Origin of the sequence: Paenibacillus graminis, from assembly GCF_000758705.1 — a bacterium.
GTDB lineage: Bacteria > Bacillota > Bacilli > Paenibacillales > Paenibacillaceae > Paenibacillus_AQ > Paenibacillus_AQ graminis.
In genome coordinates this window covers 6197801-6217329 of sequence record NZ_CP009287.1, presented here as the reverse complement: position 1 = coordinate 6217329, position 19529 = coordinate 6197801, and the positions used below count along the sequence as shown (strand labels likewise).

Sequence of the window (19529 nt, the reverse complement as noted above, 5' to 3'; positions counted from 1 at the left end):
CCCGGTTTGCGTTCTTTTTTTGTCTTTTTTTCGGGATAAGGGGTTTAGGGGGCGGAATGAATGAAAGATACTGAAGAGGAAGTGTTTGAAGATGAGGCGCATGCAGCGCCAGCTTCCACTACGGATGTACGGGATAAGAAGGAATGTCTCTTCTGGAGCTTCCCGCACGGCAAAGGGGCCATTCAACCTTGGCGGCGCAGATTATGGGAGCTGCAAAATAATTCAGACCGCGAATGAACGATTCGCCATACATAACCGTATTACAAGTGAATGAAAGCTACAGATGGAGGAGCAGATGAGCGACGGGACGCACGAACGGATCATCAGAGCGCAGCAAGGCGATGCTTCCGCGCTGGCTGTACTGCTGCAGGAACATTATTCCTTTCTTTACAAATACCTGGTTAAGGCAACCATGGACCCTTTACTCGCAGAAGAACTTGCCCAGGATACCATGGTCAGGTGCATGGAAAAGATCGGAGCCTATAACGGAGCTTCGTCTTTTTCCTCTTGGCTGATTACCATTGCTACCCGGTTGTATATTGACAGGAAGCGCCGATGGAAGCTTGAAATGAAGTGGAAACGTCAGGAAGAGGGCATTCGTTCCATCCGTTGGCGTTTCGAGAGCCGGAATCTGGAGTGGAGCGAAGTGCTTGATGCGCTCTCACGGCTGAGTTCTGTCCAGCGAATGGCAGTGCTGCTTAAGCACTATTATGGTTACGGGTATGAAGAGATTGCGGATATTCTGCAGATCCCTTCCGGCACTGCCAAGTCGCGGGTGGCGGCAGGATTGAATCAACTGCGAAAGGAGCTGAGTGATGATGAACACAGAGAATGATGAAGAATTGCTGCGGATGCTGTCAGCGGATCTTGAGCGTCTGGATGCGCAGTATGACGACATTTCGCCACCAGCTTTGCCCGGACTTGAACGGCTGATTGCCGAGGAAGCCCACCGCAGGCAGCTTCAGAGCCGCAGAGAGCTCCAGAGGTTTTTGCTTGTCGCTTTATTCATGGTGAGTATAGTCTTGTTTGGCTTGGGATTTGCGCCAGTGACTTACTGGATATTGCAGGCGGCTGTTCCAATCGCTGCGCTTGGTTGCCTGGCGGTTATCCGGCTTAGGCTGCGGCGGGAGGATGCAGAAGAGTGAAAGAGCTTCAGGACGTGCCTTATTGGTTGTGGGGTTGTCTGGCTGTAGCGCTGCTGCTGCAAGGGACATTGATATTTCATAATGCCCAGAAGCGCGGCCGGGGCAAATGGGCCTGGTTTTGGGGGATATGGGGGCTGACCGGAATGCCTACACCCCTCATTTGTTATCTGCTGTTCGTGGTCCTTCCTGACCGGAAGAGAGCGGACAGGAAGCTTTGATCAACCGGAGCCTAACTCCGGTGAAGAATTCAAAAGGTGGGTGGCAGTCATGGATGAAATCAAATGGGGTTTGATTGGGCCGCTGCTGGCATTACAGGTGCTGCTGGCCGTTATCGGCCTGATTTCTCTGAGCAAGGCTGAGCGGACCCGGGGGCCCAAGTGGCTATGGGTCATTATCTTGATTTTTGGCAATCTTCTGGGCAGTGTCGCTTATTTTACAGTAGGAAGGAAAGATAACTGATGCCGCTGCTGACAGTTGCAAACTTACGCAAGGTTTATGGCGGGCATACACCGGTGGACGGAATCTCCTTTGATATTGAAGCAGGGAAGTGTGTGGCACTGCTGGGGCCCAATGGTGCGGGAAAGACGACTACCCTGCGCATGCTTGCGGGGTTGCTTAAGCCTACCTCGGGTGAGATTTCCTTTGATGGGAGTCCCGGTGGGGATTACCGCAAGCGGATTGGTTATTTGCCGCAATCTCCGGCGTTTTATAACTGGATGAGCGGACAGGAATATGTTGTTTTTGCTGCGAAGCTGTGCGGTATAGCTTCGAAGGAAGCAGCGGGACTTGCAGCGGATGTTCTGGAGCAAGTAGGCCTGAGGGATGCGGCTAGGCGAAAGATCGCCGGATATTCCGGCGGGATGAAGCAGCGGCTTGGACTGGCCCAGGCGCTGATTCACCGTCCCCGGCTGCTGCTCCTGGATGAGCCGGTGTCCGCACTTGATCCCATCGGACGCCGGGAAGTTATGGAACTGCTGCGGGGAATCCGAGAGGAGACCACCGTCATTTTTTCTACTCATGTTCTGCATGACGCCGAAGAAATATGTGATGATATTATTCTGATGAATCATGGGTTAATAGCAGAGCATGGGGCGTTGTCCCGCCTCCGCTCACAGTATAGCATTCCGGTCATCCGGCTAACTACAGAGAGAGAAGAGAAGGCACAGAGGTGGCTTGAGGATCTTGCGCACAGATCGTTTGTTGAGCAGTCGGCGGTCTCTCCAGGTTCCGCTACGCTAAATGTGAAGAATGTGGAGCTTGTCCGGCAGATCATTCTTCAGGAAGCCGGAAGCCTTGATATCCCATTGCTGCAATTCGAGGCCGGCTCTTCCACTTTGGAGGATTTGTTTATGAAGGTGGTGGGAGCATGAGAAATATTTGGACGCTCTATCATAAAGAAATGCTGGAATCCCTGCGCAGCTATAAGCTGATCTGGGTGCCAGTGGTGTTTATCATTCTCGGAATTATGCAGCCGCTCACGACTTACTACATGCCCGAAATCCTCAAAGCTTCGGGAAATGTTCCTCCAGGCATGCTGGAGGGGTATGAGATGCCTGGTTCTGCTGTGGTAATGGCCCAGGCACTTGGACAATACGGTACCATCGGCATGCTGATACTTGTGCTGGGTGTAATGAACAGCCTGGCAGGTGAGCGGAGCAGCGGAACAATAGAGATGCTGATGGCCAAGCCGGTGGCCCCGGCGGCTATTGTGTCAGCCAAATGGGCTGCACAGCTGACCGTTCTTCTTATGGCTCTTGGACTTGGCGCAGCAGGGGCGGCCTACTATACAGAGCAGCTGATGGGCCCGCTTTCCTGGAGCAATCTGGCGGCTGCGGCCGGACTGTATGGGCTGTGGCTGCTGTGCGCAGTTTCGCTTACATTGCTGTTCAGCGCATGGCTGCGCGGGCCTGCCGCTGCTTTTCTAGGACTGCTTGCCGCAGCGGCAATGTCGCTAGCCCATAGCCTCTTGCCTTCGCTGCTGGACTGGACGCCTGCGGCGCTTACCGCAATTTCTGCAGAAATGATGACTAAAGGGAAGGGATTGGCATGGGGCCCAATCTTTTCTGCCGGAATCCTGATTGTTGTATGTGTTGCCTCCGCTTCGCTATTCATTCGCAGGAATCAATTACCGGAATAATGTAAAAATGCGAATTTTGGAGATTTTCAACGTTTTTCAGAATATTTTCTGCTAAATCTCATGTAAACCAACTGCTGGTGCTGGACAGCTCTATCTTTTTTTAGTAGACTGTGGGAACAAGTAAGACTATGATAGATTCCAGGTCAGGAGGTAGGGCGATGCTGCGTTTAGGTGAGAAGATTGTCATTGTCGCGGACGCATTTGAGCAGGGTCTTCCTATTGGAGACTATGGCTACCTAATTGCTTATGACCGTAATCCTGACAATGCGTTTGATTACGTCATCCGTGTTCCGCAGGCGAACAGAAATTTCTATGTTACAGCTGAGGATGTCGAAACGGAAGAGCAGTTGCTGGCAGCTCAGGCTGAAAGTGCCACGCATGAAGCGTTGATTGATTATGCTTTGTCCACGCACAACGAGAAGCTGTTTCATCACTTGATGAATGGCGAAGATGTGGAAGCAGTAGAGACAGAGACAACCACTAAGGAAAGTCTGTCCCAGGCGGATTTCATCAAACAGGTGAATCTTCGTGCTTGGATTTAAGGAAAGCCGGCTTACGCCGGCTTTTTTTTGTTGTTGCAGGAAATTGATGATTTTCTTCTGTTGCGGATAAGAGTGTATAAAGTTGGCGATAAGTAGCTTATGGTTTGCAGCGTTTGCAGGACGGATTTTGCACCGAAACAACGGTAGAAATGCCGTTGTTAGAGCGTTGAAGGCCAGTTTGTCTGGAAACAACGGCAGAAATGCCTTTGTTGGAGCGCTGAAGGCCGGTTTGTCTCGAAACAACGGCAGAAATGCCTTTGTTGGAGCGCTGAAGGCCGGTTTGTCTGGAAACAACGGCAGAAATGCCTTTGTTGGAGCGGATTTATGTAGGATGCTGTACACTGCGAGCAATAAAGTGCTTTCTAATTTTTTGTAAGGGCTACTCCATTTCTGCAAGGTGGCTGCAGCAGTTTCCTTTTTTTGTGCCTCTGCCGGGTTAAGACTTGAATACTGTACCGCGTTTTAAGCCCCACTTTTGTGGGGCTTTTCAGATTGGAACGGCCTTGAAACCACAAGCGCATTGAATTGTAGAGGCTTCTACAATATAATTAAACACGTTATCCGGGCGCTTTAGCCCTTTAAACAGGAGGGATATTCTGTATGAGCATTACAGTCCATGATGTGCAGCATGTGGCCAAGCTGGCCCGCCTGCATTTAAGCCCGGAAGAAGAGGCGAAACTAACTGAACAGATGAATGCTATTTTACAATATGCAGAGAAACTGAATGAGCTCGACACCGAGAACGTCAAGCCGACAACCCATGTGCTGCAGGTCAGCAATGTCATGCGCGATGATGTGGTCAAGGAGAGCTTGTCCCAAGAAGAAGCTCTGCTTAACGCGCCAGAAGATGAAGACGGGCATTTCAAGGTTCCTGCGGTTCTGGAATAACTATACGAAGGAGGAAGAATATTGAGCCTGTTTCAATATCGATTGCCTGAATTACATAACATGCTGCGGAGCAAAGAGATTTCGGTTGGCGAACTGACAGAGGAATCTCTGGCTGCCGTTGCGGAGCGCGACGGCAAGGTGCATGCATTTTTGACTTTAAATGAAGAGGGGGCCCGTGCTTCTGCGCGTGCGCTGGACGATAAACTGGCCTCCGGAGCAGAGCGTGGACTGCTCTTTGGCCTTCCGGCCGGTATTAAGGACAATATTGTTACCAAAGGATTGCGCACTACATGCGCCAGTCAATTCCTCTCCAATTTCCAGCCTATATATGATGCGACTGTCGTCTCCAAGCTGCGTCAGGCGGATGCCGTTACGATCGGTAAGCTGAATATGGACGAGTTCGCCATGGGCGGCTCCAATGAGAACTCGTCGTTCGGCCCCGTCTGCAACCCTTGGGATGTGGAACGTGTTCCCGGCGGTTCCAGCGGTGGATCTGCAGCAGCAGTGGCTGCTGGTGAAGTATTGTTCACGCTTGGCTCCGACACTGGTGGCTCTATCCGCCAGCCTGCGTCCTATTGCGGAGTAGTGGGCCTTAAGCCGACCTATGGCCTGGTTTCACGTTATGGGCTTGTCGCGTTTGCTTCTTCCCTGGATCAGATTGGCCCGATTACACGGAATGTCGAGGATTCAGCTTATGTGCTGCAGGCCATTGCAGGTTACGATGCCCAGGATTCAACTTCAGCAAAAGTGGATATTCCGGATTATCTCAGTTCCCTCACAGGTGATATCTCCGGCCTGCGGATCGCAGTGCCGAAGGAATACATCGGTGAAGGCGTGGATGCTTCTGTCCGCGACAGCGTGCTGTCCGCACTGAAAGTGCTCGAAAGCCTTGGCGCGGTCTGGGAAGAGGTTTCTTTGCCGCATACCGAATATGCAGTAGCAGCCTATTATTTGCTTTCTTCTTCGGAAGCCTCCTCCAACCTGGCCCGCTTTGACGGTGTCCGCTACGGGGTAAGAGCCGATGACGGTGGAGGTTTGCTTGATCTGTATCATAATTCCCGCAGCCAGGGCTTTGGAGCCGAGGTTAAGCGGCGGATTATGCTGGGTACTTACGCCCTAAGCTCCGGCTATTATGACGCCTATTATTTGAAAGCGCAGAAGGTGCGGACTTTGATTAAGCAGGACTTTGACGAAGTATTCCAAAAGTATGATGTGGTCATCGGACCTACTGCGCCTACTACAGCCTTTAAGCTCGGATCACAGATCGAAGATCCATTGACCATGTATTTGAATGATATTTTGACGATTCCTGTCAGTCTTGCCGGCATTCCTGCGGTCAGCATTCCTTGCGGCTTTGCAGAAGGGTTGCCTGTAGGTCTGCAGATTATCGGCAAAGAATTTGATGAGAGCACAGTTTTACGCGTTGCGCATGCCTTTGAACAGCATACGGACCATCACCAGCAGCTCCCGCAGCTGTAATTGCAGCAGTCCGGGATGTCCGAGCTTCGGAGCAGGTTTTCACGAAGATACTCAAGCAGGAGTATAGGCTCACAAAACTTTTAAGGGAATGAGAATAGATATGGCTAAATACGAAACGGTCATCGGACTGGAAGTTCATGTGGAGCTTCATACCAAGTCCAAAATCTTCTGCGGCTGCTCCACGGAATTCGGCGCTCCGCCTAATACACATACCTGTCCTGTCTGTCTGGGGCATCCAGGCGTCTTGCCGGTATTGAACCGGCAGGCCGTTGAATATGCCATGAAAGCAGCGATGGCACTAAACTGCACAATCGGCGACGTCAGCAAATTTGACCGCAAAAATTACTTTTATCCTGATTCGCCAAAGGCCTACCAAATCTCCCAATACGATCAGCCTATCGGTCTGAATGGCTGGATTGATATTGAGGTGGACGGAGAGACCAAGCGGATCGGCATCACCCGTCTGCACCTGGAGGAGGACGCCGGCAAACTGACCCACGTGGACGGCGGCTTTGCTTCACTGGTCGACTTCAACCGTGTGGGAACACCGCTGATTGAAATCGTCTCCGAGCCTGATTTGCGTTCTCCGGAGGAGGCGCGCGCCTATCTGGAGAAGATCCGTGCTATTATGCAGTATTGCGACGTATCCGATGTGAAGATGGAAGAGGGTTCGATGCGCTGTGATGCCAACATCAGTTTGCGGCCGGAAGGCCAGGCCGAATTCGGCATCCGTGCGGAGCTTAAGAACATGAACTCTTTCCGCGGTGTGCTGCGCGGACTTGAATACGAGCAGTTCCGCCAAGGTGAGATTCTCGACGACGGCGGTGTTGTCGTTCAGGAGACCCGCCGCTGGGACGAAGCCCAGGGCAAGACGCTGTCCATGCGCGGTAAGGAAGAGGCGCATGACTACCGTTACTTCCCGGACCCTGACCTGATTGTGCTGCATATCGATGATGCCTGGAAGGAATCGATCCGGGCAAGCATTCCGGAGCTGCCGGATGCGCGGAAGAGCCGTTACAGCACGGAATATGGACTTACCACCTACGATGCCGGTGTATTGACTTCCTCCAAGCCGCTCGCGGATTTCTTCGAGGGCAGTCTGGCTTATACGAAGGATGCCAAAGCCGTTGCCAACTGGATGATGGGCGATTTGCTGGGGTACCTGAACAGCGGGGGGCTGGAATTGTCCCAGGTGAAGATCACCCCGCAAGGATTAGGAGAAATGATTGGTCTGATCGCAGGCGGAACCATCAGCAGTAAAATCGCCAAAACCGTCTTTAAGGAGATGCTGGAGAGCGGCAAGCTTCCGGCGGCAATCGTTGAAGAAAAGGGCCTCGTGCAAATCAGCGATGAAGGGGCGATCAAGCAGATTGTTGAAGCGGTTGTGGCTGCCAATCCACAGTCTGTTGAGGATTATAAGGCAGGCAAGCAAAAGGCGATTGGCTTCCTCGTGGGACAGGTTATGAAGGAGAGCAAAGGCAAAGCCAATCCAGGGCTTGTGAATACGCTGCTCACAGAAGTGCTGAACAGCTAGACCTTACCCGCTTTTTGGTTAATATACAGTAGAACATAAGCGGTAGGGCTTGTCGGTTAACGGCAGGCCTTTCGCGGCATATAAGGGGAATTTGCGGATGAGCATAATAATCAAGCTGGATTTGCAAAATGGCGATATCCTAAGCGAGCTCTGGAGCCTTCAGCATAAGGCGTACAGGCTGGAGGCCGAGATGATAGGCTTTCATGAGATTCCACCGCTGCTGGAGACCAGGGACATGCTGAGCCGCTCAGAAGAGTGTTTCTATGGCGTTTTCGACGACAGTGGAGAACTAATGGGCGCTGTTGCCGTCCAGGAAGAATCACCCGGCAGGCTTACTGTCACCCGAATGATGGTTAATTCGGATTTTTTCCGCCAGGGGGTGGCAGGGAGGCTTTTGGAATATATTTTCGAGCAATATCCGGGTATGGACCAGTTCATCGTATCTACAGGGAAACTTAACGAGCCGGCTGTTGCACTGTATACCAAACATGGATTTGTGCCTGCCGGAATTGAAGAAGTTGCTCCCGGTGTCGAATTGATTGAATTTCACCGGATCGGCCGGCTTTGAATATCAAGTATGAACGTTATGATGACAGGAGGAGTCCCGAAATGAGTCCCGAGCCTAATGATTCTGCCATGATTCCAGTGCAGGAAGAAGGAGAGTATGGCCCTGCTGTGCAAGCAGGAGACGCTGATCAGCAGCAAAAACTGCCTTTAATTCCTCCGCGCCTGAAGCGGCGTCCCCGCCGCAAACGCAAATTCATTGCCGGACTTTTGGCAGCGCTCATTCCGGGCACGGGGCATATCTACTTCGGGCTGCTTCGTAAAGGAATCTCTTTTATTTTTATCATTCTGCTTGATATTGCTGCACTGCTCTACTTCTCGTCGATTGGCATGCAGGTTAATGTGCCGCTGCTCATTTTGCTGGCTCTCATGATTCCGGTACTATATTTCTACAATGTGTTCGATGTGCTGCAGTCGGCCGACCGGCTTCTGCGTCTGCCTGGAGAGCTGGACCCTGAGTTCCCGCCAGTTCCGAAACCGCATGGACAACGGCGCCGTCTGGTCAGTGAACCGGGGATTTCATTTGGACTTATGCTGCTTCTCGGTGGTGCGCTGCTATTTCTTTTTCAGCAAAAGCCGGTCTGGCTGCAATATTTCATCGAGCATTATGCCGGTGTGACGGTTGCTGCAGTATTGGCAGCTTGCGGAGTATTGCTTGCTGTCCGCGAGATCGTAAAAGTGCTCTCCTGGCAGAACGGCAATGAACGGCGCAGCCGCCGGGTAGGCAGATACACAGCTTCTATACTGCTCATAGCCGTTGGTATCCTCTTGTATCTGGACTGGAGAAACGGAACCGACCATATGCTGATCTTATTGAAATGGTGGCCGATTATAGCTGTGCTCTGGGGATTGGAGTATCTGTTGATTTACTTTTTTTCACGGCGCCTGGACCGGGGGAGAGGCCGATCCCGTTCACGTATGGATTTGCGGGGCCTGCTGTCTGCGGTCGTGCTCGCGGCCAGTGTGTTTATTGTTTCCGAACAGGAACACTATCTCCATCTTTGGAATAGGGTCAGTCTAAATCTGACCGCAGCGGCTGTGGATTATGGCGAAGCCAAGGGAAGTAAATTCCAGAAGGCTCCAATCGTTATTCCGGTTGAACTGGGGACCTCCAAAATTACTGTAGACGGCATCAATGGTGATATTCTGATTCATCGTGCACCTGTCGAGGATATTGAAGTCGCAACAACCGTATGGGTGGATCAGTTGGAGGGTGCGGTTGCGGAGGCGATCTCGGAGCAGTCTTTTGTAGATGTAACTGAAGGGAATACGATCAAAATCATCCCCAGAAGCAAGGCCTATGGAGACTCCGGTAAACGCCAGCCGCGGATGGACCTTGAGATTTCATTGCCTGAAGACCGCCGTTTTAATCTGGAGGTGCGGACGATGAACGGAGGCATTACCTTGCAGAATGTGGAGGCCATAGAGGATATTAATTTGGAAACCGGAAATGGGGAATTGATCCTCCACCGTATTTTTGGCAATGTCAAAGGGAAAACACTGAACGGGGCCGTTCGAGCCAGAACGGTTCAGGGCAGTGTGGATTTGGCGACAAGCGGCGGGGATATGGGGGCCTGGGATGTAACGGGGGCCCTTAAGCTTTCGACCGCGGTTGGCAATATTTCGGCTGTGGGGAGCGGAGATCAGATGGAGCTGTCCAGCAAGAATGGCAACTTGGAGATTAACGGGGCCAGATCGAAAGTGCAGGCTGAATCCCTCAATGGTAAAATCCATGTCCGCTCTGCTGACTTCGGAGGCAACTGGGATATTTACAGCGCGGTAGGTGATATTGACCTGTACCTGCCCGCAGCGGGAAATTACACCGTGGACGGCTCCAGTGGTTATGGCAATATCGTTTCTGATATTCCGGAGCTGACCATTGACAAAAAAAATATCTCCGGCGAAGTAGGCACAGGCGAATTTAAGCTGCATGTGGAAGGCAACAGCAACCTAAATGTGAGGAAATATTGAATTAAGTAATTTTTATTATATAATAATCAATATAATGTAATGACTTCGTTGACAACATTGAAAGCCCGGTCTTACAATTACATTATAGTTATTATTATGTTTTTTATTAAAAGGCGGTGGCATTGATGGGTAGTGGCGTACAGCATGCATTGGAACAACTGAAGACAACCGGTGTCCGTATTACGCCCCAGCGTCATGCGATTCTATCGTATTTGATGGAAGCGATGAATCATCCTACAGCAGATGATATTTACCGTGCGCTTGAGCCGCAGTTTCCAAGCATGAGTGTGGCAACAGTGTACAACAACCTCAAAATGTTCATGGAAGCGGGGATGGTCCGCGAGCTGACCTACGGCGACAATTCCAGCCGATTTGATGCCAATGTATCTGATCATTATCATGTTATCTGCCAGGAATGCGGCCGGATTGAGGATTTCAGCTATTCATCGCTCCATGAGGTGGAACAGCGCGCCGAGCAGGCGACAGGGTTCAAAATCCATGGCTTGCGGATGGAGCTGTACGGAATCTGCAAATGCTGCATAGAGAAGACACAGTAAGATCTGAATAGTGATAGTCATTATAAACGTGTGGAATCCGGAAACGGAGACCTCACGTTTTTTGAATTTTTTATGATTTTTTTAGGCCGCCCTATCAATTAAGCCCAACTCTTCCAGCAGATTTGCGCAACCAGAGCGCTGGAGATAGCGTATACTGTAAGAATGGTTCCCCGCAGTATAATTCTATTATTGATCTGGAGGTACATTTTGAATAGAAGACAGAGACAGAGACGCGTCAAGAAACGCGGAGGTCTTTTTCGCCGTTTATTAGGACTTGTCATTATAGCTGCTGCAGCCTACTGGGTTGTTTTTTATGTATTGCCGAACCGTCTGCATACCGATCCTGATTGGAAAGGGTTAGAACAGCCTGTTTTTGTCAAAGGAGAGCTGACGGGCTATTCCGCTTCAGGTACCGGGGACGCGCTGCTTTTACCGCTTCCGCTGCTCCAGAAATATGTAGACTCATCCATCCGTTATGAAGAAGATACCAAGTCTGTAATCTTATCGACAGACAATGAGCTTTTATATATGCAAGAAGATACTAAAACAGCCAGTCTGAATAATACACCGCTCCAGCTCCGTCTGGCGCCAGAAGAAAAAAACGGGGTGACCTACCTGCCCGCAGACACACTTGAAAATTTGTACGGCTTTGAGGTGGAAGAGAACAAGGACACCGGAGCTGTTCTGCTGATGACCGCTGGAGAAACGGTCCCGCTAGGCAAAGTTAAGGGCGAAGAAGATGGCAAAACACAACCTCTGCGCAGTGAAGCGACCATCCATGCACCTATTGTGGCCGATATGTCTCCTGGAACGGTGGTGAGGATTTGGAACGCCGACAATGAGGACTGGCTGTATGTACAGATGGACAGCGGCTTCACTGGCTACGTCAAAGCAAACGATATCATCAAAGGCGGAGAGAAGGCGGTCGATGCGAAGCCGGCCACTCCCTCCCGCGCAGAGCGAAGCTGGAAAGGCAAGCCTGTGAATCTTTACTGGGAAGCGGTATATGAACGTAAGCCTAACCCTGCAAAATTTGGCTCTCTTCCAGGGGTTAACGTGGTCAGCCCTACCTGGTTTGAGATCGTCGATATAAACGGAAATGTCCGCAGCAAGGCTGACAGTGCCTACGTACAGTGGGCCCATCAGCAAGGGATGGAGGTTTGGGGGCTTCTGACCAACAGCTTCAATGCCGACCTTACCACCCAGGCGTTGTCAAGTTATGAGAAGCGGATGAATGCCATCGTGCAGATGCTGGAATATGCTGATCTATACGGTCTCGATGGAATAAATATCGATTTTGAAAATGTCTACACCAAGGACGGAGAGAATGTTACGCAGTTCATGCGGGAGCTGAAGCCGATGGCCCAAGCCAAAAACCTCATTGTCTCGATGGACGTGACTCCAAAATCGAACAGCGAGATGTGGTCGCTCTTTCTGGACCGCCGGGCACTTGGCGCAGTTACAGATTTTCTAATTGTTATGGCTTACGATGAGCATTGGGCGTCCAGCCCTACCGCAGGTTCTGTGGCTTCGCTGCCATGGGTGGAGAAATCCGTAAGCCGTATCCTTGAAGAGGATGACGTTCCTGCAGAAAAGCTGATACTCGGTATCCCGCTGTATACCCGCATTTGGTCGGAAACTACAAAAGACGGAAAAACCAAAGTCAGTTCCAAAGCCGTCAGCATGAATGCCGTTCAGGAAATACTGGCTGAAAAGAAATTGAAGCCTGTACTGGATAAGGATTCAGGTCAGAATTACGTAGAGTATACGGAGGACGGTGTCCTTCGCAAGATTTGGATAGAAGATAAGGTTTCGTTAAAAGCCAGGGTAGAGTTGGCCAAATCTTTCGGGCTAGGAGGCATTGGCTCCTGGAACCGCAGCTTTGCCGTTCCAGAGGCTTGGGAGACCTTGCAGCAGATTAGCGAATAGACAGTAATAATTAATGCAGGCACAGCACAGGGGCTCCCTTAAGGGAACCCCTGTTTTTTTGTATAACATACTTTATGCAGCAAATGCGGTAAGCTAATGCTTCAATTGTTGTCCTTCAAGCTGCTCTGCAGTGACCGTTGCCTGTGCGGGGTCCATCGTAAGAATGGTATGGCAGAACATACAGCGGTCCGTTTTTCCCAGCATTTTGGTCAGCTTGTGGCATTCCGGACATTCTACCTGCACGGCGCTTGTTGAGAGCATACCGGCCCAAAAATAGATCGCAAGACTGGCAATCATAGAAACCAAGCCGATGACAAGCCCGATTGCAGCAACAACCTTTCCGGCCGAACCCCAGAATACGATGCCTGCCGTTCCCAAGATCATCAGGCCCATTCCCAGCATGGTAAGCAGCAGGCCCCAAGTGCGAAAAGCATTGATTTTAGCCGATTTAAACTTCATGAGTATTTGCTCCTAACTGAAATATAGTTCGGTTGTCCAGGAGGAACTGCCATGAATATGTAGAATATTAATGTTTAAGAGAATTATAACTGACAGACGCAAATTCGCCAAATTTGATGGAGGGAAGTATGGAACTGTCCAATTTGACCCTGTTTAGTGGAGAGACGTTTGACGAGAGTGTGCTGGGAGCTGTAGCCCTGCATCAGACCGGCAATGCTCCGTTTCAGAGTGCGCTTCTCCATGATTTTGATATGGTGGTACTGATGCTGCATGAGGAGCAGGAGAAGGAACGCATTATTACTCATACCATGGCCGGTGAACGGCGCACACAGTCGGTCCATGTAGGTCTTTCCGCTCTGGAGAGAGCGGTAATGGCAGGGGATAACAATGAACTCCTCACCAGTCTGATTGCGGGTGAAGTCATTTGGGACCCCAAGGGAATCCTGGGTGAAATGCGCCGGGAGATCATCCAGTTTCAGGGGCCGATTAAGGAACGAATACTGTTTATGGAATTCTCCAGATTTCTGCATATGTATGTGAAATCTAAACGGTATATGGAAGCTGGCTGCACTATGGATGCTTACAACTGTGTATTGATCGCTCTGTATCACTGGGCGCGTATAGAAGTAAGCGAGGCAGGTTGTTTTCCTGATCCGGCGGTCTGGGAGCAAATCAAAGGCCTGAATTCATCCGTTCATAAACTGTATGAGGAGTTGACCGTTAGTACGGAGACATTGGATCAGAGAGTGGAGCTTGTTCTGCTGGCCTGTGAGTTTTCCATTATGTCCAAGATGTCAGATTGCTGTAACATACTGTTGAATATACTGGGCAGCCGCAAGGAACCCTGGAGTATAAAAGAACTGCTCCAGCACTCCGGACTTAACCAACTTGGCGCTGAACTGCCGCTGGTACTGCGCAAGCTGGTATCCCGTTCACAAATAAGAGAGATTGCTTCGTGGGTGGAGGATGCCGGAGATGGTCATGCTGTACGCTATACCTTGTGAATATAAATGATAATCACGAATGGATAAGGAGAGGAGAATATACTCTCTTTTTTTATTGACTTTTTTTCACATAAGAAAATGATTTGAGGGAATATTTATAGTTGACTCTTGTGTTAATGTTGTGTTAAATTATAACTCGTTCCTCTGACGCGGTTAAGTTGCTGCAAAGCAAGCGGAAGACAACCGAAAAAAAGAATCAAAAAAAAGGTTGACTAAAACGAGGGCGCTGTGATATATTATAAAGGTCGCTGCTGACAAGCAATGATGCAAGAAAATGAGAACTTGATCTTTGAAAACTGAACAACGAGTGAGTGGGATTTCACGCAAGTGAGATCCAAAATTAGAGAATATTTTATTCTCGTCAGATGTTTCAAAATGAGCAATCGCTCTTTTCAATATCTTTTTCGGATGGTTATTTTCTCGGAGTAATTCGGGTGAGGTAACCGCTCGAAAAAACCAATTTGGAGAGTTTGATCCTGGCTCAGGACGAACGCTGGCGGCGTGCCTAATACATGCAAGTCGAGCGGATTTACTGGAGTGCTTGCACTCCAGTAGGTTAGCGGCGGACGGGTGAGTAACACGTAGGCAACCTACCCTCTAGACTGGGATAACTACCGGAAACGGTAGCTAATACCGGATAATTCCCTGGCCCACCTGGGCCTGGGATGAAAGGCGGAGCAATCTGCTGCTAGAGGATGGGCCTGCGGCGCATTAGCTAGTTGGTGGGGTAACGGCCTACCAAGGCGACGATGCGTAGCCGACCTGAGAGGGTGAACGGCCACACTGGGACTGAGACACGGCCCAGACTCCTACGGGAGGCAGCAGTAGGGAATCTTCCGCAATGGGCGAAAGCCTGACGGAGCAACGCCGCGTGAGTGATGAAGGTTTTCGGATCGTAAAGCTCTGTTGCCAGGGAAGAACGTCCGGTAGAGTAACTGCTGCCGGAGTGACGGTACCTGAGAAGAAAGCCCCGGCTAACTACGTGCCAGCAGCCGCGGTAATACGTAGGGGGCAAGCGTTGTCCGGAATTATTGGGCGTAAAGCGCGCGCAGGCGGCTATTTAAGTCTGGTGTTTAAACCTTGGGCTCAACCTGGGGTCGCACTGGAAACTGGGTGGCTTGAGTACAGAAGAGGAAAGTGGAATTCCACGTGTAGCGGTGAAATGCGTAGAGATGTGGAGGAACACCAGTGGCGAAGGCGACTTTCTGGGCTGTAACTGACGCTGAGGCGCGAAAGCGTGGGGAGCAAACAGGATTAGATACCCTGGTAGTCCACGCCGTAAACGATGAGTGCTAGGTGTTAGGGGTTTCGATACCCTTGGTGCCGAAGTTAACACAGTAAGCACTCCGCCTGGGGAGTACGGTCGCAAGACTGAAACTCAAAGGAATTGACGGGGACCCGCACAAGCAGTGGAGTATGTGGTTTAATTCGAAGCAACGCGAAGAACCTTACCAGGTCTTGACATCCAACTAACGAAGCAGAGATGCATTAGGTGCCCTTCGGGGAAAGTTGAGACAGGTGGTGCATGGTTGTCGTCAGCTCGTGTCGTGAGATGTTGGGTTAAGTCCCGCAACGAGCGCAACCCTTGACTTTAGTTGCCAGCAGGTAAGGCTGGGCACTCTAGAGTGACTGCCGGTGACAAACCGGAGGAAGGTGGGGATGACGTCAAATCATCATGCCCCTTATGACCTGGGCTACACACGTACTACAATGGCCGGTACAACGGGAAGCGAAGCCGCGAGGTGGAGCCAATCCCAGCAAAGCCGGTCTCAGTTCGGATTGCAGGCTGCAACTCGCCTGCATGAAGTCGGAATTGCTAGTAATCGCGGATCAGCATGCCGCGGTGAATACGTTCCCGGGTCTTGTACACACCGCCCGTCACACCACGAGAGTTTACAACACCCGAAGTCGGTGGGGTAACCCGCAAGGGGGCCAGCCGCCGAAGGTGGGGTAGATGATTGGGGTGAAGTCGTAACAAGGTAGCCGTATCGGAAGGTGCGGCTGGATCACCTCCTTTCTATGGAGAATCGTTTCCTGCAACGGAAACATTCAAACGGAAGCTTTGCTTCCATTAGAACCCTTGGGTTCGAACACTCACTCGTTGCTCAGTTTTGAGAGTCCAAGCTCTCAGAGGCATGTTTGTTTCCAGAACTTGCTTGTAGCCAAGCGAGTCTGAAACATGATATGATCTTCTTCCGGAGTTAATCCGGAACACCTTGATCCTTGAAAACTGGATACCGAAACGAAAATGCGTTTTAGAACATCTTTTAGCTGAAACTTGTGTAAGCAAGTTGAAATAGTTATTAGTTGATACAGCGGTTTTCCCTACGGGAAAACGCATGGTTAAGCTAATAAGAGCACACGGAGGATGCCTAGGCGCCAGGAGCCGACGAAGGACGTGGCGAACAACGAAACTGCCTCGGGGAGCTGTAAGCAAGCTTTGATCCGGGGGTGTCCGAATGGGGAAACCCAGCTGTGGTAATTCACAGTTACTCATACCTGAATACATAGGGTATGCAGAGGCAGACCAGGGGAACTGAAACATCTAAGTACCCTGAGGAAGAGAAAACAATAGTGATTCCGTCAGTAGCGGCGAGCGAACGCGGAACAGCCTAAACCAAGGGGCTTGCCCCTTGGGGTTGTGGGACGTCTCACATGGAGTTACAAAGGAACCGGGTAGGCGAAGAGGTCTGGAAAGGCCCGCGATAGAGGTAAGAGCCCTGTACCCTAAACCCTGTTCCCTCCGAGACGGATCCCGAGTAGTGCGGGGCACGTGAAACCCCGTATGAATCCGGCAGGACCATCTGCTAAGGCTAAATACTACCTGGCGACCGATAGTGAAACAGTACCGTGAGGGAAAGGTGAAAAGCACCCCGGAAGGGGAGTGAAATAGAACCTGAAACCGTGTGCTTACAAAAAGTCAGAGCCCGATCTATGGGTGATGGCGTGCCTTTTGTAGAATGAACCGGCGAGTTACGTTTAACATGCAAGGTTAAGGTGAGAAGCCGGAGCCGCAGCGAAAGCGAGTCTGAATAGGGCGACTAAGTATGTGGACGTAGACCCGAAACCGTGTGATCTACCCCTGTCCAGGGTGAAGGTGCGGTAACACGCACTGGAGGCCCGAACCCACGTATGTTGAAAAATGCGGGGATGAGGTGGGGGTAGCGGAGAAATTCCAATCGAACTCGGAGATAGCTGGTTCTCCCCGAAATAGCTTTAGGGCTAGCCTCGGTGAATGGAGTCGTGGAGGTAGAGCACTGATTGGGTGCGGGGCCCGCAAGGGTTACCAAGCTCAGTCAAACTCCGAATGCCATGGACTTCTTGCCGGGAGTCAGACAGTGAGTGCTAAGATCCATTGTCAAAAGGGAAACAGCCCAGACCATCAGCTAAGGTCCCCAAGTGTGTGTTAAGTGGGAAAGGATGTGGAGTTGCACAGACAACCAGGATGTTGGCTTAGAAGCAGCCACCATTGAAAGAGTGCGTAATAGCTCACTGGTCGAGTGACTCTGCGCCGAAAATGTAACGGGGCTAAACACACCACCGAAGCTATGGCTAGATACGTATGTATCTGGGGTAGGGGAGCGTTGTGTATACGTTGAAGGTGTACCGTAAGGAGCGCTGGAGAATACACAAGTGAGAATGCCGGTATGAGTAACGAAAAGATCAGTGAGAATCTGATCCGCCGAAAGCCCAAGGTTTCCTGAGGAAGGCTCGTCCGCTCAGGGTAAGTCGGGACCTAAGGCGAGGCCGACAGGCGTAGTCGAAGGACAACAGTTTGAAATTACTGTACCACCGTAATCCGCTATGAGCGATGGGGTGACGCAGGAGGGTAGTGACGCGGACTGATGGATGTCCGTCTAAGCAGTGAGGCTGGTGTGCAGGCAAATCCGCACACCGTAAGGCTGGGCTGTGATGGGGAGCGAAAATTACAGTAGCGAAGGTCATGATCTCACACTGCCAAGAAAAGCCTCTAGCCAGGAGAAGGTGCCCGTACCGCAAACCGACACAGGTAGGCGAGAAGAGAATTCTAAGGCGCGCGGAAGAACTCTCGTTAAGGAACTCGGCAAAATGACCCCGTAACTTCGGGAGAAGGGGTGCCTCGGTAGGGTGAATAGCCCGAGGGGGCCGCAGTGAAAAGGCCCAAGCGACTGTTTAGCAAAAACACAGGTCTGTGCGAAGCCGCAAGGCGAAGTATACGGGCTGACGCCTGCCCGGTGCTGGAAGGTTAAGGGGAGCGGTTAGGGGCAACCCGAAGCTGTGAACCGAAGCCCCAGTAAACGGCGGCCGTAACTATAACGGTCCTAAGGTAGCGAAATTCCTTGTCAGGTAAATTCTGACCCGCACGAATGGCGTAACGACTTGGGCGCTGTCTCAACGAGAGATCCGGTGAAATTTTAATACCTGTGAAGATGCAGGTTACCCGCGACAAGACGGAAAGACCCCATGGAGCTTTACTGCAGCTTGATATTGAATTTGGGTACGATCTGTACAGGATAGGTGGGAGCCGTAGAAACCGGAGCGCAAGCTTCGGTGGAGGCGCCGTTGGGATACCACCCTGATCGTATCTAGGTTCTAACCTGGTACCCTAAGCGGGTACGGGGACCGTGTCAGGCGGGCAGTTTGACTGGGGCGGTCGCCTCCTAAAGAGTAACGGAGGCGTTCAAAGGTTCCCTCAGAATGGTTGGAAATCATTCGAAGAGTGCAAAGGCAGAAGGGAGCTTGACTGCGAGACCTACAAGTCGAGCAGGGACGAAAGTCGGACTTAGTGATCCGGTGGTACCGCATGGAAGGGCCATCGCTCAACGGATAAAAGCTACCCTGGGGATAACAGGCTTATCTCCCCCAAGAGTCCACATCGACGGGGAGGTTTGGCACCTCGATGTCGGCTCATCGCATCCTGGGGCTGAAGTAGGTCCCAAGGGTTGGGCTGTTCGCCCATTAAAGCGGTACGCGAGCTGGGTTCAGAACGTCGTGAGACAGTTCGGTCCCTATCTGTCGTGGGCGCAGGAAATTTGAGAGGAGCTGTCCTTAGTACGAGAGGACCGGGATGGACGTACCGCTGGTGCACCAGTTGTTCCGCCAGGAGCATGGCTGGGTAGCTACGTACGGACGGGATAAGCGCTGAAAGCATCTAAGCGTGAAGCCCCCCTCAAGATGAGATTTCCCAATTAGTAAGACCCCTTGAAGACGACGAGGTAGATAGGTTGGAGGTGGAAGTGCAGCAATGCATGGAGCTGACCAATACTAATCGGTCGAGGGCTTATCCAAAAAATAAAACGCAGATTTCGTTTCGGATTCAGTTTTCAGGCGATCAAACGTC

General features: G+C 51.1%; 17 protein-coding genes and 2 rRNA genes. 18 read left to right on the top strand and 1 reads right to left on the bottom strand.

The window, feature by feature from the left end; all coding sequences use genetic code 11:
• The first annotated feature begins 60 nt into the window (after positions 1-60).
• The 15 genes from PGRAT_RS33545 to PGRAT_RS26790 all read left to right on the top strand — a co-directional run bounded on the left by PGRAT_RS33545 (position 61) and on the right by PGRAT_RS26790 (position 12746).
• Positions 61-237: a hypothetical protein gene (locus tag PGRAT_RS33545; protein ID WP_155990338.1), complete on the top strand. Its 177-nt coding sequence runs from the start codon at positions 61-63 to the stop codon at positions 235-237.
• Between the two features lie 58 nt (positions 238-295).
• Positions 296-835 carry an RNA polymerase sigma factor SigY gene (gene sigY / locus PGRAT_RS26860; RefSeq protein WP_081758672.1) on the top strand — a complete coding sequence of 180 codons (540 nt, stop codon included), beginning with the start codon at positions 296-298 and terminating at the stop codon, positions 833-835.
• The gene (locus PGRAT_RS26855) at positions 816-1145 is read left to right on the top strand and encodes a YxlC family protein (protein ID WP_155990337.1); all 330 of its coding nucleotides are present in this window, start codon (positions 816-818) and stop codon (positions 1143-1145) included. Before sigY ends, PGRAT_RS26855 begins: the two co-directional genes overlap by 20 nt.
• A complete protein-coding gene (locus tag PGRAT_RS26850) occupies positions 1142-1363 on the top strand; it encodes a hypothetical protein (RefSeq protein WP_025704539.1) in 222 nt (73 codons plus the stop codon). The genes PGRAT_RS26855 and PGRAT_RS26850 overlap by 4 nt, the downstream gene beginning before the upstream one ends.
• Before the next feature lie 49 nt (positions 1364-1412).
• Positions 1413-1604, top strand: a complete 192-nt coding sequence (locus PGRAT_RS26845) for a PLD nuclease N-terminal domain-containing protein (protein ID WP_025704538.1) — start codon at positions 1413-1415, stop codon at positions 1602-1604.
• A complete protein-coding gene (locus PGRAT_RS26840) occupies positions 1604-2515 on the top strand; it encodes an ABC transporter ATP-binding protein (protein WP_025704537.1) in 912 nt (303 codons plus the stop codon). The genes PGRAT_RS26845 and PGRAT_RS26840 overlap by 1 nt, the downstream gene beginning before the upstream one ends.
• The gene (locus PGRAT_RS26835) at positions 2512-3282 is read left to right on the top strand and encodes an ABC transporter permease subunit (protein WP_025704536.1); all 771 of its coding nucleotides are present in this window, start codon (positions 2512-2514) and stop codon (positions 3280-3282) included. Before PGRAT_RS26840 ends, PGRAT_RS26835 begins: the two co-directional genes overlap by 4 nt.
• Positions 3283-3440: 158 nt before the next feature.
• On the top strand, positions 3441-3824 hold the full coding sequence (locus PGRAT_RS26830; protein WP_025704535.1) for a hypothetical protein: 384 nt from the start codon (positions 3441-3443) through the stop codon (positions 3822-3824).
• A 600-nt stretch (positions 3825-4424) separates the two neighbouring features.
• The gene (gene gatC, locus PGRAT_RS26820; protein ID WP_020426267.1) at positions 4425-4712 is read left to right on the top strand and encodes an Asp-tRNA(Asn)/Glu-tRNA(Gln) amidotransferase subunit GatC; all 288 of its coding nucleotides are present in this window, start codon (positions 4425-4427) and stop codon (positions 4710-4712) included.
• Positions 4713-4733: 21 nt separating this feature from the next.
• Positions 4734-6191 (top strand): Asp-tRNA(Asn)/Glu-tRNA(Gln) amidotransferase subunit GatA, encoded by a 1458-nt coding sequence (gene gatA / locus PGRAT_RS26815; RefSeq protein ID WP_025704534.1) that lies wholly within the window; start codon positions 4734-4736, stop codon positions 6189-6191.
• A 100-nt stretch (positions 6192-6291) separates the two neighbouring features.
• Positions 6292-7725, top strand: a complete 1434-nt coding sequence (gatB, locus tag PGRAT_RS26810) for an Asp-tRNA(Asn)/Glu-tRNA(Gln) amidotransferase subunit GatB (RefSeq protein ID WP_174469037.1) — start codon at positions 6292-6294, stop codon at positions 7723-7725.
• A 97-nt stretch (positions 7726-7822) separates the two neighbouring features.
• Entirely contained in the window at positions 7823-8293 is a 471-nt protein-coding gene (locus tag PGRAT_RS26805; RefSeq protein ID WP_036703958.1) for a GNAT family N-acetyltransferase, read from the top strand.
• 41 nt (positions 8294-8334) lie between these two features.
• Entirely contained in the window at positions 8335-10260 is a 1926-nt protein-coding gene (locus tag PGRAT_RS34565) for a DUF4097 family beta strand repeat-containing protein (RefSeq protein ID WP_025704531.1), read from the top strand.
• Between the two features lie 125 nt (positions 10261-10385).
• Positions 10386-10817 carry a Fur family transcriptional regulator gene (locus PGRAT_RS26795; protein ID WP_025704530.1) on the top strand — a complete coding sequence of 144 codons (432 nt, stop codon included), beginning with the start codon at positions 10386-10388 and terminating at the stop codon, positions 10815-10817.
• Between the two features lie 162 nt (positions 10818-10979).
• The gene (locus PGRAT_RS26790) at positions 10980-12746 is read left to right on the top strand and encodes a glycosyl hydrolase family 18 protein (RefSeq protein ID WP_081758670.1); all 1767 of its coding nucleotides are present in this window, start codon (positions 10980-10982) and stop codon (positions 12744-12746) included.
• Between the two features lie 93 nt (positions 12747-12839).
• Here PGRAT_RS26790 and PGRAT_RS26785 read toward each other — a convergent pair whose 3' ends face one another.
• A complete protein-coding gene (locus PGRAT_RS26785) occupies positions 12840-13205 on the bottom strand; it encodes a DUF2614 family zinc ribbon-containing protein (protein ID WP_025704528.1) in 366 nt (121 codons plus the stop codon).
• 128 nt (positions 13206-13333) lie between these two features.
• Between PGRAT_RS26785 and PGRAT_RS33805 the strand changes: the two genes are divergently transcribed.
• The 3 genes from PGRAT_RS33805 (at position 13334) to PGRAT_RS26770 (ending at position 19477) form a co-directional block, all read left to right on the top strand.
• Complete coding sequence (locus tag PGRAT_RS33805) at positions 13334-14209, top strand: nucleotidyltransferase-like protein (RefSeq protein ID WP_025704527.1); 876 nt, start codon at positions 13334-13336, stop codon at positions 14207-14209.
• Between the two features lie 458 nt (positions 14210-14667).
• Positions 14668-16226, top strand: a 16S ribosomal RNA gene (locus tag PGRAT_RS26775).
• Positions 16227-16550: 324 nt separating this feature from the next.
• Positions 16551-19477 (top strand): 23S ribosomal RNA (locus tag PGRAT_RS26770).
• Together the 16S and 23S rRNA genes form the textbook arrangement of a ribosomal RNA operon.
• The last annotated feature ends 52 nt before the right edge of the window (positions 19478-19529 follow it).

What these genes read in the sequence shown, in the direction of transcription:
- PGRAT_RS33545 (WP_155990338.1), top strand. Translation starts at nt 61, where the DNA reads ATGAAAGATACTGAAGAGGAAGTGTTTGAAGATGAGGCGCATGCAGCG.
- sigY (WP_081758672.1), top strand. Translation starts at nt 296, where the DNA reads ATGAGCGACGGGACGCACGAACGGATCATCAGAGCGCAGCAAGGCGAT.
- PGRAT_RS26855 (WP_155990337.1), top strand. Translation starts at nt 816, where the DNA reads ATGATGAACACAGAGAATGATGAAGAATTGCTGCGGATGCTGTCAGCG.
- PGRAT_RS26845 (WP_025704538.1), top strand. Translation starts at nt 1,413, where the DNA reads ATGGATGAAATCAAATGGGGTTTGATTGGGCCGCTGCTGGCATTACAG.
- PGRAT_RS26840 (WP_025704537.1), top strand. Translation starts at nt 1,604, where the DNA reads ATGCCGCTGCTGACAGTTGCAAACTTACGCAAGGTTTATGGCGGGCAT.
- PGRAT_RS26835 (WP_025704536.1), top strand. Translation starts at nt 2,512, where the DNA reads ATGAGAAATATTTGGACGCTCTATCATAAAGAAATGCTGGAATCCCTG.
- PGRAT_RS26830 (WP_025704535.1), top strand. Translation starts at nt 3,441, where the DNA reads ATGCTGCGTTTAGGTGAGAAGATTGTCATTGTCGCGGACGCATTTGAG.
- gatC (WP_020426267.1), top strand. Translation starts at nt 4,425, where the DNA reads ATGAGCATTACAGTCCATGATGTGCAGCATGTGGCCAAGCTGGCCCGC.
- gatB (WP_174469037.1), top strand. Translation starts at nt 6,292, where the DNA reads ATGGCTAAATACGAAACGGTCATCGGACTGGAAGTTCATGTGGAGCTT.
- PGRAT_RS26805 (WP_036703958.1), top strand. Translation starts at nt 7,823, where the DNA reads ATGAGCATAATAATCAAGCTGGATTTGCAAAATGGCGATATCCTAAGC.
- PGRAT_RS34565 (WP_025704531.1), top strand. Translation starts at nt 8,335, where the DNA reads ATGAGTCCCGAGCCTAATGATTCTGCCATGATTCCAGTGCAGGAAGAA.
- PGRAT_RS26795 (WP_025704530.1), top strand. Translation starts at nt 10,386, where the DNA reads ATGGGTAGTGGCGTACAGCATGCATTGGAACAACTGAAGACAACCGGT.
- PGRAT_RS26790 (WP_081758670.1), top strand. Translation starts at nt 10,980, where the DNA reads ATGGTTCCCCGCAGTATAATTCTATTATTGATCTGGAGGTACATTTTG.
- PGRAT_RS26785 (WP_025704528.1), bottom strand. Translation starts at nt 13,205, where the DNA reads ATGAAGTTTAAATCGGCTAAAATCAATGCTTTTCGCACTTGGGGCCTG.
- PGRAT_RS33805 (WP_025704527.1), top strand. Translation starts at nt 13,334, where the DNA reads ATGGAACTGTCCAATTTGACCCTGTTTAGTGGAGAGACGTTTGACGAG.